We start from the raw sequence: 16,514 nt of genomic DNA on the forward strand, positions 1-16,514 counted from the left end.
GATATGCCCATAAAATTAATACAAGTACAAAGGAAATTAAATGTAGGAATCAACACAGTTGTTGACTTCTTACGCAAGAAAGGGTTCGAGGTTGAGGATAACAATCCCAACACGCGAATCGGTGATGAACAGTATGCTTTGCTCGTAAAAGAGTTTGGTAAAGATTTACCGGACGGAGGGCGTGAGCGTGAGCGGGTTGTGCCCGAACGCCCTCATAAGGAAATTGCTTCTGTGAAAGAAGAAAGGAATTCGGAAATAAAGACTGTGATACCGGAAGAATTCAAGCCCAAAATTGTTACAAAGGGCCGGATCGATCTGGACAGACCGCATAAAAGAACACAGGAAGAACGACCTGAACCGGTTTCTGCTCCTGTGGAAAAGAAAGTAGAGGTGCCTGTGGAGGCTCCTGCTGCAAAAACTGCTGAAGCTCCGGCTCCGGAGGTGAAAACCCCGGAAGTAAAAGTGCCTGAGGTGAAAGTTCCGGATGTAACACAGCAGCCAGAGGAGAAAAAAGAAGAAAAAGTTATAGTAGTGGAAAAGGAACCAGCAGAAGTGGTTAAACCGGAGCCTGTAGAGGAGCCGAAAACAGCAACCATAGAGTCAACGACCGTAAATACTGAAGAGCCGGCGGCTTCTGCCGATGGCGGGTCTGACGATGAGTTATTCCGGTTGAATACTCCGAAGTTCGAGTCTAAAATCAAGGTGACAGGGAAGATTGACCTGAATGCATTAAATCAGTCTACCCGCCCTAAGAAGAAGACTAAAGAAGAGCGGAAGAAGGAACGTGATGACAAACGTGAGAGGTTTGCCGGTAATAAACCGGGACAGTCGGGTAACGGTCCTTTCAACAAGGGACCGAAAGATGCAACAGCAAGACCCGGTGCTCCTGTCAAACCGGGCGAAGGTAATCAGGATGCAAAGAAAAAGCGTAACCGTATTAAGAAAGACCGGGTAGATGTTAACAATACACCGGGTACGAACGCGCGTCCGACACGTCCGAATCATTCGAACGACGATCGTAAGCCCCGCTTGCGCAAGCCGGTGAAGGCGGAGATCAGTGAGGAAGATGTACAGAAGCAGGTAAAAGAGACACTGGCTCGCCTGACCAACAAAGGAAACAAGAATAATAAAGGTGCCAAGTACCGTCGTGACAAACGTGACGCCGTGCAGAAACGTGAGCACGAATTGATGGAACAGGAGGAAATGGAAAGCAAGATCCTGAAGCTGACGGAATTCGTTACAGCCAATGACCTTGCCAACATGATGGACGTTCCTGTAACCCAGGTTATCGCTACTTGTATGAGTATCGGCATCATGGTTTCCATCAACCAGCGACTGGATGCGGAGACTATTAATATTGTAGCTGAAGAATTCGGCTTCAAGACAGAATATGTAAGTGCCGAAGTGGTGGAAGCCATCAAGGCCGATGAAGAAGACGATAATGAAGAAGACTGGGTTGCGCGTCCGCCTATCGTAACCGTGATGGGACACGTCGACCATGGAAAAACTTCTTTATTAGATAACATCCGTAATGCAAATGTAATTGCCGGTGAGGCCGGAGGTATCACACAGCACATCGGTGCTTACAACGTGAAGCTGCAGAGCGGACGCCGTATTACATTCCTGGATACTCCGGGTCACGAGGCGTTTACCGCTATGCGTGCCCGTGGTGCCAAAGTAACGGATATCGCGATTATCATTGTGGCTGCCGACGATAATGTCATGCCGCAGACGATTGAAGCGATCAATCATGCTTCGGCTGCCAGTGTTCCTATCGTCTTTGCTATCAACAAGATCGATAAACCGCATGCCAATCCGGAAAAGATTAAGGAGGAGTTGGCTAATATGAACTACCTGGTGGAAGACTGGGGTGGTAAATACCAGAGCCAGGAAATATCAGCCAAGAAGGGTATCGGTGTAGAAGAATTGTTGGAAAAAGTACTGTTGGAAGCCGATTTGCTCGACTTGAAGGCAAACCCGAAGAGACGTGCCGTAGGTTCTATTATCGAGTCTTCCCTGGATAAGGGACGCGGATATGTTTCTACTGTATTGGTTGAAAACGGGACTCTGAAAGTGGGAGATATCGTGCTGGCCGGTACACACTTCGGTCGTGTAAAGGCTATGTTCAACGAACGTAACCAGCGTATCGAAAAGGCCGGTCCTTCCGAACCGGCTCTGATCCTGGGATTGAACGGTGCTCCACAGGCCGGTGATACATTTAACGTACTGGAAACAGACCAGGAAGCCCGCGAGATCGCCAACCGCCGTGAGCAGTTACAGCGTGAGTTGGGTCTGCGTACGCAGAAGATGCTTACATTGGATGATATCGGCCGTCGTATTGCAGTGGGTAACTTCCAGGAATTGAATGTGATCGTGAAGGGTGACGTGGATGGTTCCGTTGAAGCTCTGTCCGACTCGTTGATCCGTCTGTCGACAGAAGAAATCCAGGTGAACGTTATTCATAAGGCTGTCGGCCAGATTTCCGAATCGGATGTCGTACTGGCTGCCGCATCAGATGCTATCATCATCGGATTCCAGGTGCGTCCGGCATTGCCTGCACGCCGAATGGCTGAAAAGGATGGTGTCGAAATCCGTCTGTACTCGATTATCTACGACGCAATCGAAGAAGTGAAGAGTGCAATGGAAGGTATGCTTTCTCCGGAAATCAAAGAAGAGATCACTGCCAATGTGGAAGTACTTCAGGTATTCAAGATCACGAAAGTGGGTACGATTGCCGGATGTATGGTACGTGAAGGTAAGATCAAACGTTCTAATAAAGTACGTGTGATTCGCGACGGTATCGTGGTTCATGCGGGAGAACTGGAATCTTTGAAGCGTTTTAAGGATGACGTGAAAGAAGTGGTTGCCGGATTGGATTGTGGTTTGAACCTTGTAAACTACAATGATATTCAGGTTGGCGATATCATCGAAGCGTACGAAGAAACAGAAATCAAGAAGACGTTATAAACATGAACTGGTTGGACATTACATTGCTATGTCTGGCAGGAATAGGATTTGTGAAAGGCCTGTTTGATGGAGTCATCAAACAGGTTGTTTCGCTTATAGCCCTATTAGTCGGAATTTTTTTCTGTACGAAAGCGGCGCTCTGGCTCAGAGGGTATATTCTGGCGTTGGGGTGGTTCCCCGAACAGGGAGTGACGGTGCTCAGTTATGTGGCGGGGTTTCTGCTGATCGTGGGTGTCGTGTTGCTGGCAGGAGAGATTCTGCACCGGGTGGTAGGGGCTACGCCGCTTAGCGTATTGAACCATCTGGCAGGAGGTGTTTTCGGACTTTGTTTTATGATGCTTTTTATCAGTCTTCTGCTAAACGGTATGGAGATGATAGACAGGGGATCGGTTTTGATTCCCCGCCAGACAAAGGTCGAATCCCGCTTTTATAATTCAGTTAAAGAGATAATCCCAACTATTTACTTCCAAAATTTGTTTTTTAAGGAAGAGTAAGCAGTTGGTTTAATAATATATAATGTATAATGGAAGATTCAAACGATATATTGAATGAGGTAACGACCAGTGATTATAAATACGGGTTTGTTACCGATATCGATACGGAGGTGATTCATCGTGGATTGGATGAGGAGACCGTTCGTATTATTTCTGCCAAGAAGAATGAACCGGAGTGGTTGCTCGAGTTCCGCTTGAAAGCCTTCCGTCATTGGCAGACGTTAGAGATGCCTACTTGGCCTCACCTCGATATTCCGGCTATCGACTATCAGGATATTATCTATTACGCTGCCCCGAAGAAGAAGGAAGGGCCGAAAAGCCTTGATGAGGTTGACCCGGAATTGATGAAGACTTTCGATAAGCTGGGCATCCCTTTGCATGAACGGGCACAACTTAGCGGAATGGCTGTCGATGCCGTAATGGATAGCGTATCTGTAAAGACGACGTTTAAGGAGACACTGGCCGAGAAAGGTATTATCTTCTGTTCCTTCAGCGAAGCCGTCCAGCATCATCCTGACCTGGTACAGAAATACTTGGGAAGCGTAGTCGGCTATCGTGATAATTTCTTTGCCGCACTGAACTCGGCTGTTTTTTCCGACGGCTCGTTTGTCTACATCCCGAAAGGGGTACGCTGCCCGATGGAGCTTTCTACCTATTTCCGTATCAATGCGGCAAACACCGGACAGTTCGAACGCACATTGATCGTAGCAGATGATGAGGCGTACGTCAGCTATCTGGAAGGTTGTACCGCCCCGATGCGTGATGAAAACCAGCTTCATGCCGCTATCGTCGAAATCGTGGCGCACGAACATGCCGAGGTGAAATATTCGACTGTCCAGAACTGGTATCCGGGCGATAAAGAAGGAAAGGGCGGTATCTATAATTTCGTAACCAAGCGCGGATTGTGCAAGGGCGAAGGAAGCAAAATCTCCTGGACACAGGTAGAAACCGGCTCTGCCATCACCTGGAAATATCCGAGCTGCATTTTAGCAGGCGATAATTCGGTTGGCGAGTTTTATTCCGTAGCCGTGACCAATAACTACCAGCAGGCGGATACCGGAACGAAGATGATCCATCTCGGACGGAATACACGCAGCACGATCGTATCGAAAGGTATTTCCGCCGGACATAGCCAGAACAGCTATCGTGGACTGGTGAAAGTATCACCCCGTGCCGAAGGTGCCCGCAACCATAGCCAGTGCGACAGCTTGTTGCTGAGTTCAACTTGTGGCGCCCATACTTTTCCGTATGCCGATATTCAAAATGAAACGGCTGTGGTGGAACATGAGGCAACGACAAGCAAGATCAGTGAGGAACAGCTGTTCTATTGCCAGCAGCGCGGTATCTCGGTGGAAGAAGCGGTCGGCTTGATCGTCAACGGATATGCCCGCGAGGTGATGAACAAGCTTCCGATGGAGTTTGCCGTAGAGGCACAGAAGTTGTTGACCATTTCTCTGGAAGGGAGCGTGGGATAAAACAATGGACAATTGTCAATTATCAATTAATAAAGCTATGTTAGAAATAAAGAACTTACATGCCAATGTCAATGGCAAAGAGATATTGAAAGGGATTAACCTTTCTGTCAAGGCGGGTGAGGTGCACGCTATTATGGGGCCGAACGGTTCCGGGAAAAGCACCTTGAGCAGTGTACTGGTCGGCAATCCGGCGTTCGAAGTAACGGAAGGGGAAGTGACCTTTAACGGGAAGAACCTGTTGGAGCTTGAACCGGAAGATCGCAGCCGCGAAGGCATTTTCCTTAGTTTCCAGTATCCGGTGGAGATTCCGGGAGTAAGCATGGTCAACTTTATGCGTGCCGCCCTGAACGAACATCGCAAATATAAAGGTTTGGAACCTGTTTCGGCTACCGATTTCCTGAAGCTGATGCGCGAAAAGCGTGCGATTGTCGAGTTGGACAATAAACTGGCAAGCCGTAGTGTGAATGAAGGTTTCTCCGGTGGTGAGAAGAAGCGTAACGAGATATTCCAGATGGCGATGCTGGAACCGAAGTTAGCTATCCTGGATGAGACGGATAGCGGACTGGATATCGATGCGCTCCGTATTGTGGCAAACGGTGTGAACCAGTTGCGTACGCCGGAAAACGCTGCTATTGTTATCACGCACTATCAGCGTTTGCTGGATTATATCAAGCCCGACGTAGTCCATGTCCTTTATAAAGGCCGTATCGTTAAGACCGCCGGTCCCGAACTGGCCCTCGAACTCGAAGAAAAAGGCTACGACTGGATCAAGAAAGAGATGGGAGATGAGTAATTATGAAAGCAGAACAACAATATATCAATCTCTTTGCACAGTGTGAGTCGATGATTTGCAAGCATGCGGCGGCGGTGATGAACTTGCCGCGTGCGGAGGCTTTGGCTGATTTTGAGCGATTAGGGTTCCCTTCGGTGAAGAGTGAAGATTATAAATATACCGATGTGGCGCAGGCTTTCGCACCGGACTACGGGGTGAATATCAACCGCGTCGAAATCCCGGTCAATCCGTATGACGTGTTCCGTTGCGATGTCCCCAACCTGAGTACTTCGCTCTATTTTGTGGTGAACGACACTTTTTATGACAAGATGTTGCCAAAGGCGCATCTGCCTGAAGGCGTTTATGCAGGAGGTATGCGGACATTCATGGAGAAGTATCCTGAAGTCGCTTCCCGCTACTACGGAAAAGCCGCTTCAAGCGGGCGGGATGCTATCATCGCCCTGAATACGATGCTGGCGCAAGACGGCTTTGTGGTTTATGTACCGGAAGGAGTTGTGGTGGAACGTCCGATCCAGTTGGTGAATATCTTCCGTAGCGACGTCGACACAATGGCCAACCGCCGTATCCTCGTCATTATGGAACCCCGTTCGGAAGCCAAGTTGCTGGTGTGCGACCATAGTATCGACGATGTCAAATTCCTGGCAACGCAGGTTGTCGAGATCTTTGCCGGCGAAGGAGCCTTCTTCGATTATTACGACCTGGAAGAAAGCAGCGAGTCGACCACCCGTTTCGCTTCTGTGCATGTGAAGCAGGAAGCCGGCAGTAACGTATTGGTAAACGGTATTACGCTGAATAACGGCCTTACCCGTAACAACTATTATATCGAACTGAACGGTGAACGGGCCGAGACGACCTTGTGCGGTATGTCCATCCTGGATAAGGAGCAGCAGGTCGATACCTATAGCCATATTACACATGCCGTTCCCTGTTGTACCAGTAACGAATTGTTCAAAAACGTCCTGGACGACCATGCTGTCGGCGCTTTCAGCGGACGTATCTTGGTGAAGGAAGATGCGCAGAAGACGGCAGCCTATCAGACGAACCGTAATCTCTGTGCAACCCGTGAAGCCCGTATGTACAGTAAGCCACAGTTGGAGATTTATGCCGACGATGTGAAATGCTCACATGGCATGACAACCGGTCAGCTGGATGAAAATGCCTTGTTCTATATGCAAAGTCGTGGCATTCCCCGTGATGAGGCACGTATGCTGTTGAGCGTAGCTTTCACATCGGATGTAATTGACCATGTACGTTTGGATGCATTGAAGGACCGTTTGCACAAATTGGTAGAAAAACGTTTCCGGGGAGAACTGGCCAAATGTGCCGGTTGTCGGGTTTGTAAATAAGTATAATCTATGCAGCTAACACATATCGCAATCTGGACAAACGAGCTGGAACGCTCGCGTGACTTCTATGTCAAGTACTTTAAAGGGAAAAGCAATGAGAAGTATGTGAATCCGAAGAAAGGCTTTGCCTCTTATTTCGTAACATTCGAGGGAGGCGCTTCCCTTGAAATTATGCAGCGTGCGGATATTACCCGGGAGAGTACGGATGTTTTTATTGGTCTTGCCCATTTCGCCTTCTCTGTCGGATCGAAAGAAAAGGTCGATGCAATGATCGAACAGTTTCGTACGGACGGTTTCCGGATTACGGGTGAACCGCGTACAACCGGTGACGGCTATTATGAGGGTGCCGTGATGGATCTGGATGGGAATATTGTGGAGGTGATTGCCTGACCTAATTCAGATAAGTCAGGAAAGCCAGCAGGGGAATGTAGTCTTTCAAGTTGGCGTGAAGTTTCTTCAACGCTTGGGCAATATGGTATTCCACTCCTTTGGTTGTCATATTAAGAGCTTCTGCAATTTCTTTATGCGACTTGTTTTCATAGCGGCTCATGATAAAGATACGGCGAGTCTGTTTAGGCAGGCTTGCCAGTGTTTTATTGACGATCTCCTGAGCTTCCGCCGTAAACAGTTCTTCAGGGTTACAGGCTTCAAGTGTGGAGATGCGTGTGTTTAGTTCCCATTCGGCGTGGTTTTTCAATTGCTCGCCAACATCTTCCCTGACTTGTATATGTTGCAGGTAATTAAGGCATTTGCGTTTAATGATAGTGAGTATGTAGGCCGGGATGTTGGAGTCGGCTTTTAAAGACTGGCGGTTTTCCCAGTATTGCATTAAAGCCTCGATTGTGAAATCTTCCGCTACGGCTATATCTCTCACATACATATTAGCGAAGCGGATAAACCGCCCCTGATAATCTGCAAATAGTTGATTGAAAGCCTTTAAGTCTGCTGAATATTCCATACTTCCTCTATCTTAATAGATTAGCATGTAAATATAGTAAATATTAAAGGAAATGCTATATATATTTATTTCAGATAGATAATCTTTCCTGTTTTTGCCGACTCTCTTGCTGCATCGAGAATTTCCATCACGATCAGATTGTTCTCTAATGTAGATTGCGGATCCTCCTGCGCTTTCCCCTTTACCACTGCACAGAAGTAGGAGAAAGGATTATCATAGGGGGCAGGGCGGGCAGCCGGGTTGAGTTGCCGGACCGGTGACTTCTCGCCTGTCCGGATCAGCAGTGTTTCCTTGTCCGGTATCTGGATGTAACCGCTTTTCCCGTATATCTCGGAAGTCTTCATATTAATCGGCCAGTTCCAGGAGGCTTCGATGATGCATTGGGCTTTCGGATAGGTCAGGATAACAGTAGCCTGGTCTTCCACTTCTTCGTATTGATCCGGCTTGATGGTCTGGAAGGCGGATACGACTGATACCGGTTTCTGGTTTCCCATCAGCCAAGTCATCAGGTTAGCGCCGTAGCAACCGAAATCCATCACGGCGCCTCCACCGTTTAAGACCGGGTCTTTAATCCAGGGGATCATTTCCGGATGTGTGTTGCGTTCTACCGGACCGGTATGTCCGTCCCGGAAAATAGCTTTACGTATTTCTCCTATTTCTCCGTTCCGTATAAGTTGTGCGGCTTCCTCATGGGAGCCATACCAGGTAGTTTCGTAATTGGTCAGCAGATGTATCTGGTACCGGGTGGCAAGATCGGCCATCTCCCGGGCCTGTTCGCTGCTTGTAGCCAATGGTTTTTCAACCATGATGTGCACTTTTTTAGGAGCGAAGAACCGAACCACATCCTGGTGGTAATAAGTCGCGTTGAAGCAGGCAACAGCCTCGGGATGTTGTTTGTCGTAAAGTTCCTGCATCGTGGGATATACGATATCCATGCTGAAACCGAACCGTTTGGACATGCGTTCCGCCAACTGTTTGTTCGGTTCGACAATACCGGCTATGACATAAGGTTTGTTTTTGTCATTCAAAACGCCCCCCACATGCGAGTGCGTCAGCCCGATGATTCCTAATCTGACGGGCGTATCCTGCCCGGCCTTTACCGTCAGGACGGTGAGGCAGAGCAGGAGTATATAAATTATTCTTTTCATACGTTGTTATTTTATAAACCGAGTGAAGGAGGAAGCGATTCGTTGGAGGATGCCCATTCTTTGTTGGGAGTATCTCCCATGATAAACGAGAGTGTGCCTCCGTTCATAATGTCTTTATGGAGGATGTAGCTCTTGTCGTATGGTTGGCCATTAAGTGTGGCAGACTGGATGTATATGTTCTTGTCCGATGCCCCTTTGGCTTCGATTGTGAATTTCTTTCCGTTTTCGAGGGTGATTACACTTTCTTCAAATGTCGGACTGCCGATCACGTAGTATGGCATACCCGGGCAAACCGGATAGAAACCGACCATGCTGAACACCAGCCAGGCAGACATCTGTCCGGCATCGTCATTACCGGAAAGTCCGTCGGGAGTCGTGAAATATTCGCGGTTGATGATGTCATGCACCCACTTCTGCGTTTTCCAGGGTTCGCCGGCATAGGCGAAAAGGTAGGCGATGTGGTGTCCCGGTTCATTGCCGTGCCAGTAGTAGTCGCCTTCGAAGAAAGTATCCAACCGATCGATGAAACGTTCTTTTCCACCCATCTGCTGCATGAGCCCGGCGATATCTTGCGGAACATACCAAGTATAATGGTAAGGAGTGCCTTCCGTTATGAAATTGACAAAATCATAAGGGGCAAAGGGTTCAATCCAGCTTCCGTCGGCATGCCGTCCACGCGCATAGCCTGTTTCGGGATCGATAACGTTGCGGTAGTTTTCCGCCCGCTTGATCAGTGCGTTATAATCGTCCGTTTTACCTAACTTCTTGGCTACTTGTGAGAGGACGAAATCGTCATAAGCATATTCCAGCGTGCGGGAAACCTGTTCGCGGCGGTGGAAAGCTTCCATAACAGGGTCTTCCAATGGGACGTAGTTATATTTCAAGTAAGATTCCATTGCCCGGCGTCCTTTTCCATCGCGGTAGCTGTTGGAATCCGTATTGGCTTCAAAGGCGTTTTTGCGCATCAAGGTGTAAGCCTCTTCGTAGTCGAAGCCCGGCGCATCTTTGACGATAGCGTCTCCGATCATGGCGATACAATGGTCTCCGATCATCGCAGCCGTGTAGCTGTTCCAAGATGGGAAGATCGGCAGCCAGCCGCCTTGTTGTCCCTTCAGAACAAGCGAATGGGCCATATCGCCATTACGTGTCGGGTTCAGGATGGAGAAGAGGGGATGAACGGCACGGTATGTGTCCCATTGTGAGAAATCACAGTAATAAGTGCCGTGGTCCATCTTCATGATTTGTTCTCCGCCGTCGAATTTCGGATAGGAACCATCCGTGTCGCTAAATGTACGCGGCAGGAAATGAGCATTGTATAGGGCAGAATAGAATTTGACTTTCTCTTCTTCGTTATTTCCTTTTACGGCAATTTGTCCCAATGCCTGGTTCCAGGTGTCGGAAGATGCCCGGCGTACTTTGTCGAAGTCCCATCCCGGTATCTCGGCGATAAGGTTCTTGCGTGCATTTTCTATGCTTGTGAAAGATGTGCCCACTCTGACCAGTGCTTTCCCTGGTTTGTCGGAAGCCAGTTTAACCCAGGCACCGACGTTGTGTTTCCGGCCTTGCGTTGACTTCTTGCCTGAGGTCACGGCTGTACTGTCCCAAACGCCGTAATCGGCGATCTCTTCATTCAGCTGAATGACGAAATGGCCGCTGAATCCGGCCTCTTTGCCGCGTCCCTGATAGATACGGTGTACGGGGTTATAGCCGGTAATTTCTTTTTTCTCCGGATCGATTTGAATAAAGGCGACACCTTCGTCGCTGTTCGGTTCGATCACGATGTAATGGTCACCGTCTTGTTGAAAGGTGAACTGCATGATACCGGCACGGGAAAGTCCGGTCAGTTCGGCATGTATGCCGTAATCTTTCAAGTCGACTGTGTAATATGAAGGGGTTGCTGTTTCTGCTGTGTGGTCGAAAGATGAGGCGCGTTTGAGCGGATCTGTCTCGAGTTTGTTATTTAGCGGCATGATTGTGACGCTCCCGTAGTCTTGTGTACAGGAACCGTTCATCCAGTGGCTTGCCCGGAATCCTTGGATTGCATCTTGAAAATAATAGTAGGGCGGATAACATTTCTGTTCGGTAGCCTGTGTCTGTGCCACCCAGTTGGTCATACCATGGGGGACACCGACGGCCGGCATGATCTGTCCGCGTTCTTCCGTCGAGTTTTTGTCTTTTCCCTGTACGACACGGATATCCGTACCTATCAACGGGTTTACGTACTTTTCAAATTTGTTGTCTTGTTGGTTGCAAGAAAATAAACACAATGTGCTTAATAAAACTGTCCAGGTCTTCATGAGATTAGAATTGTTGATTGTGGCAAAGATAGAATTTTAGTTATCAATTAACAAATTACAAGTGGCGGGGAAGACTCCCCACCACTTGTCTTCTATGTAATATCGAATTGCTTATTAGTTAATTTCTCGATTCGATCTTATAATCGTTCTGTGTCAACTTCGGATTCACGTCGATCTGTTTCTGCGGGATCGGGCAGGTCAGGTTTGTCTCGTTCAAGGAGAAACCTTTGCTTTTCATTACTTCAACAGCCCGTCCGGTACGGATGAGGTCGAACCAACGATGATTTTCGAAAGCCAGTTCCACACGACGTTCCTGTTCCACCATCCGTTCGAACTGAGTCTTGTCGGTGGTCTGCAGGTCAACCGGAGATGTTTCTGTTGTCTGATATCCGAAACCACGGCGGCGTGTCATATTTAGATACTTGCAGGCTTCTGCCGTCTTACCGTTCTGGTTCAGTGCTTCTGCATACATCAGGATCACATCGGCATAACGGATTACCGGATAGTTGTTGCTGGCATCGTTACCCTGATAAGGAACGTCCATAAACTTGCGAACATAGCGCGATTCTACCCATTCATCGTTCTTACGATTGTCATTATAGCCTAACGACATGGAGAAATCACGGCGCAGGTCACCTTCTTCATATGCGTTATAGATATCCATTTCCGGAATATTGTTACCGCCTGTACCACCAACCGTCACTACGTTCGTTCCTGAGTTTTCGGGTGCGAAGTTGTTGGCATAGTTGGAACCTTCACCGTAACCGCCTTTCAGGAACTGTATTTCGAAGATTCCTTCTTTGCTGTTGTGGTTAACCGGGCTGAACACTTCCTTATAACCGTCGATATTCAGGCTGCCTGCCGTATTCTCCAGTAAACCGTAGCGTCCGCTGTTGATCACTTCGCCCAGGATTGCTTCTGCTTCTGCATATTTGTGCAGTGTCATGTAGACTTTACCCAGCAATGCTTTTGCTGCACCCTGTGTGGCACGTCCGTCTTCTGCTGTCGGATAGGATGCCGGCAGACCCTGTGCTTCTTTCAGGTCGGCGATGATCTGGTTGTACACATTGTCTTTCGGTTCGCGCAGAATGTCGTAGGATTCCGAGATACTGATCTCTTTCAATACCAAAGGAACGTCGCCGTAAACGCGTACCAGATTGAAATACATCAGGGCGCGGATAAATTTGCATTCCAGTTTGTACCGGTTTGCCAAGTCGGCGTTGATTGTGATACCGTCGATACGTCCCAATACCGTGTTTGTACGGTTGATTACTTTATAGGCCGCTTTCCAGAAATCGGCTATATAGCTGTTCTGGGTGTCGATATAGAATTTGTCGAACTCATCCTGGCTGGTCACAGAACCGGACAGCTGGTTACGGGTATTGTCGGAAGGTATTTCGCCGAATACATACCAGTTACCGTAGATGTTGCTTTCCTGCATGGAGGAGTAAGCTCCGTTTACCGCTGATGTAATGTCGTCGGCGGTCTTGTAGAAATCGTTTTCACTTAAATCCGTTTGCGGATTCTGCTCCAGGAAATCGCTGCAAGAAGAAAAGCCGATTCCCAGCAAGGCTATTGCGATCAGATTATATTTTAGTTTCATAATTCGTCTGCTATTTAAAAGGTTACGTTAATACCGAAAGTACAGGTGCGATACAGCGGGTACATACCGTAGTCGGTACCGGGAGCTGTTACATTGTCTTCCTTGAAACTTGTTTCCGGGTTGTAGCCGCTATAACTTGTGATCGTCAGCAGGTTCTGTGTAGAAACATAGAGGCGTGCCCGTTGCATACCGCATTTTTTTGTAAATGCATCTGGCAAGGTGTAACCGACAGTCAGGTTGTTGACACGGAGGAAAGAACCGCTTTCCACCCAACGGGAAGAGATGGCATTGTTCTGTCCGGTCGGCTGTGAGTTAGCTCTCGGAATCCATCCGCTACCCGGGTTTGTTTCTGATTGCCAGCGTCCCATCATTTCCTTCAACTGATTCTGGTTACCTTCACCCTGTGTGTAGAAACGTCTTCCCAAATGCAATACATCATTTCCGACAACCCCCTGTAAAGAGATGCTGGCGTCGAAGTTTTTGTATGCGAAAGTATGCGTCATACCCCAAGTGAAGTCCGGCATGTTGTTACCGATAATGGTTCGGTCGTCCGCGTCGATTTTCTGGTCTCCGTTGACATCCTCGAACATGACGTCGCCCACATGTGTATCAGCCAGATGCGGATAAGAGTTCAGTTCGTCTTGCGTCTTGAAGATACCCAACATCTTATATCCGTAGAAGGAACCGATCGGTTGGCCGATCATCGTAATATGTGTCGTACCTGCTCCACCGTCGCTTAAGATCGGGTCACCTGTCGGGCCTAAAGCCAATACCTTGTTACGGTTGACAGAGATATTTCCGGTTGCATCCCAAGTAAAGTCCTTGCTTCTGAACGGAATACCGCTAAGTGTGATTTCAAGACCTTTGTTACGCATCTTACCGATGTTCTGCATGGCTTTGTCGAATCCGGTAATAGTCGGAATGTCAACATTCATCAACAGATCGGTAGTCTTGCGGTAATACAGGTCCAGAGACAATGACAAACGGCTGTCCAAGACAGAGACTTCAAAACCCAAGTCGGTCTGACGTGTTTTTTCCCAGGTAAGGTCTGCATTGGAGAAACTCTTTTGAGCTGCACCGTTTACAATGTTTCCTGTTCCCGTTCCCAATACATAATTGGCATTTTCCATGATACCGATAGAAGCGTAATCGCCGATATTGTTATTACCGGTGATACCGTAGCTGGCACGGATCTTCATGTCTGACAACCATTTCACGTCCTTCAGGAAATCTTCCTGTGACAGACGCCATGCTACAGACCCGGAAGGGAAGTAACCGTAGCGGTTGTTCTTACCGAAGCGTGAGGAACCGTCGGCACGGATAGATGCTGTCAGGTAATATCTGTTGTCGTAGCGATAGTTCACACGTGCCAGGTAAGAAAGCAATGTCCAAGTGTTTCGTTCGGATTTACTGCTTTTTACAGTCGCATTGTTGATCGTCTGGATCTGGTCGTTCGGGAAATCGGAACCCGTAGCTTCTGTGTACCGGTAGATGTTCTTCTGTGCGGTGAAACCTCCGACAGCATCGAGTTCATGTTTGTCCCATGAACCGAAGTAAGTAATGGTATTTTCATTCAACCAGTTTACAATTTCGGTGGATTTTTCTGTTGCTTTTCTTTCCGTAGAAGGAAGGGGAGCGACGTTTCCGTTGTTCGGAATAGTTGCCGGGCGGAAATATTCACCTCTGTATTCGCGGATGTCGGCACCGATCGTTGATTTCAGTTTCAGGTTTTTCATCAGGGAAAGTTCGATGTAACCGTTACTGAAGAGACGGAGATCTGTGTCGTAATTGTGGATATGAGTCAATGCAACTGCATTCGGTACTCCGGTCAAACCGTCGCTAGCGACAGCGTACATGGCCTGAGAGGCCCATGTACCATCTTCATTATATACAGGTACGACGGGTGATGTTGCCAGTGCCGCGTTGATAACACCGTCACTTGCCCAGTGGCCCTGGGTCGTCTTGTTGGCATTCATATAGGTAGGAGCCAGGTTGACACCCATCTTCAACCAACTGTTCAGTTCGCTGTCGATTTTAGCTCTGGCCGAGAAACGTTCGTAATCACTGTTGATCACGACACCTTCCTGTTTGAAATAGCCGGCGGAGAACATATACTTGGTCTTTTCGTCACCACCTGTCACTGTCAACTGGTAGTTCTGTACCGGAGAAGTGCGGAAAATTTCATCTTGCCAGTCTGTTCCGGCTCCCAAAGAAGCGATATAGGACGCATCGTCGTAGATGCCCGGATAGCGATAGCGGTTTCCGGAAGGACGCATGCTCAGCGGATCACTGGCAGATGCTCCCGGAACGGATTCTACGTAGTGGTTGTTGAAGGCTTCCCGGCTGAATTCCACAAATTCCTGTGCATTCATCAGGTCCATCTTTTTTGTTACGTTCTGGAAACCTGCATAGATATCCAGGCTGACACTTACTTTACCGGCCTTTCCTGATTTGGTTGTGACTAGTACGACGCCGTTTGCAGCACGTGAACCGTAGATAGCTGCTGCGGAAGCATCTTTCAACACTTCGATTGATTCAATGTCATTCGGGTTGATTGCATTCAGGTTCTGTTCTCCCAAAGGATATCCGTCGACAACATACAACGGAGCGCTGGATGCGGTGATAGAGCCGGATCCACGTACGCGGATCGTGGCAGCCTGTCCCGGTTGTCCACCTACCTGCTGCACCTGTACACCGGCCAGTTTACCGGCCATTGCTTCTGTCGGGTGGGAGACCTTCAGGTCTTTCAAAGAGTTGCTTCCCACTTGTGCCACAGCGCCTGTCAAATCTTTTTTCTTCATCACGCCGTAGCCGACTACTACTACTTCGTCCAGCGCTTCGGAATCTTCCTGAAGAGTAATATTGAAAGACGTCTGGTTGCCTACACGTATTTCCTGCGAAGTAAAGCCGATATAGGAAACGACAAGGATTGCGTTGGCGGGCACATTCTCGAGTGTGAATTTACCGTCCATGTCCGTAATGTTCCCGTTTGTCGTACCTTTCACAATGATGTTGGCTCCGGCAATTGGGCCCAATGCGTCTTGCACGACTCCGGTGATGGTCTTCCCGTTTTGCTGCATGTCGGCAGGTAACGTGTTCAGTTTTGTTTTAGAAAGGATTATCTGCCGGTCGGAGATATAATACTTGGTATTAGTCCCGGAAAAAACTTGCTCGAGAATTTTTTCTACTTGTTGCCCTCTGGCATTGACTGAGACTTTGCGGTTCAAATCAATCGATTTGTCCATGTAAAAGAAGATGTACTCACTTTCATTTTCTATTTTGTTGAGGACATCTTTGACTGTTAAACTATTAGATTCGATCGTGAAAAAAGTCCGTTGCGAATATATGTCGGCTGCAAAACAGACTCTGATTCCCATAAATAAGAGAAATAGGCAAAAACTAAGCCTTGTGTTATTTTTCATATTTCTATGGA

The 16,514-nt window shown here is 48.1% G+C and carries 11 protein-coding genes; 6 read left to right on the forward strand and 5 right to left on the reverse strand.

The window, feature by feature from the left end; genetic code table 11:
- Positions 1 to 3: 3 nt before the first annotated feature.
- The 6 genes from infB to DWW90_RS05720 are packed head-to-tail and all read left to right on the forward strand — an operon-like array spanning position 4 to position 7,465.
- The gene (gene infB / locus DWW90_RS05695; protein WP_122344310.1) at positions 4 to 2,967 is read left to right on the forward strand and encodes a translation initiation factor IF-2; all 2,964 of its coding nucleotides are present in this window, start codon (positions 4 to 6) and stop codon (positions 2,965 to 2,967) included.
- Positions 2,968 to 2,969: 2 nt separating this feature from the next.
- A complete protein-coding gene (locus DWW90_RS05700; RefSeq protein ID WP_115499264.1) occupies positions 2,970 to 3,461 on the forward strand; it encodes a CvpA family protein in 492 nt (163 codons plus the stop codon).
- A 29-nt stretch (positions 3,462 to 3,490) separates the two neighbouring features.
- A complete protein-coding gene (gene sufB / locus DWW90_RS05705) occupies positions 3,491 to 4,936 on the forward strand; it encodes a Fe-S cluster assembly protein SufB (protein WP_122344311.1) in 1,446 nt (481 codons plus the stop codon).
- 37 nt (positions 4,937 to 4,973) lie between these two features.
- Positions 4,974 to 5,729, forward strand: a complete 756-nt coding sequence (sufC, locus tag DWW90_RS05710; protein ID WP_115499262.1) for a Fe-S cluster assembly ATPase SufC — start codon at positions 4,974 to 4,976, stop codon at positions 5,727 to 5,729.
- Positions 5,730 to 5,731: 2 nt separating this feature from the next.
- A complete protein-coding gene (sufD, locus tag DWW90_RS05715) occupies positions 5,732 to 7,075 on the forward strand; it encodes a Fe-S cluster assembly protein SufD (protein WP_122344312.1) in 1,344 nt (447 codons plus the stop codon).
- 9 nt (positions 7,076 to 7,084) lie between these two features.
- On the forward strand, positions 7,085 to 7,465 hold the full coding sequence (locus tag DWW90_RS05720) for a VOC family protein (RefSeq protein WP_122344313.1): 381 nt from the start codon (positions 7,085 to 7,087) through the stop codon (positions 7,463 to 7,465).
- A 1-nt stretch (position 7,466) separates the two neighbouring features.
- Here the strand turns inward: DWW90_RS05720 and DWW90_RS05725 are convergent, their stop codons facing one another.
- From DWW90_RS05725 to DWW90_RS05745, 5 genes are all read right to left on the reverse strand, one after another.
- Positions 7,467 to 8,033: an RNA polymerase sigma-70 factor gene (locus DWW90_RS05725; RefSeq protein WP_115499259.1), complete on the reverse strand. Its 567-nt coding sequence runs from the start codon at positions 8,031 to 8,033 to the stop codon at positions 7,467 to 7,469.
- Positions 8,034 to 8,098: 65 nt separating this feature from the next.
- The gene (locus DWW90_RS05730; protein ID WP_122344314.1) at positions 8,099 to 9,181 is read right to left on the reverse strand and encodes a Gfo/Idh/MocA family protein; all 1,083 of its coding nucleotides are present in this window, start codon (positions 9,179 to 9,181) and stop codon (positions 8,099 to 8,101) included.
- Positions 9,182 to 9,192: 11 nt separating this feature from the next.
- Positions 9,193 to 11,478: a GH92 family glycosyl hydrolase gene (locus DWW90_RS05735; protein WP_122344315.1), complete on the reverse strand. Its 2,286-nt coding sequence runs from the start codon at positions 11,476 to 11,478 to the stop codon at positions 9,193 to 9,195.
- A 118-nt stretch (positions 11,479 to 11,596) separates the two neighbouring features.
- The gene (locus DWW90_RS05740) at positions 11,597 to 13,081 is read right to left on the reverse strand and encodes a RagB/SusD family nutrient uptake outer membrane protein (RefSeq protein ID WP_122344316.1); all 1,485 of its coding nucleotides are present in this window, start codon (positions 13,079 to 13,081) and stop codon (positions 11,597 to 11,599) included.
- A gap of 14 nt (positions 13,082 to 13,095) precedes the next feature.
- The gene (locus DWW90_RS05745) at positions 13,096 to 16,503 is read right to left on the reverse strand and encodes a TonB-dependent receptor (protein ID WP_122344317.1); all 3,408 of its coding nucleotides are present in this window, start codon (positions 16,501 to 16,503) and stop codon (positions 13,096 to 13,098) included.
- Positions 16,504 to 16,514: the final 11 nt, after the last annotated feature.

It is taken from the genome of Parabacteroides sp. AF17-28 (assembly GCF_003479205.1).
GTDB lineage: Bacteria > Bacteroidota > Bacteroidia > Bacteroidales > Tannerellaceae > Parabacteroides > Parabacteroides acidifaciens.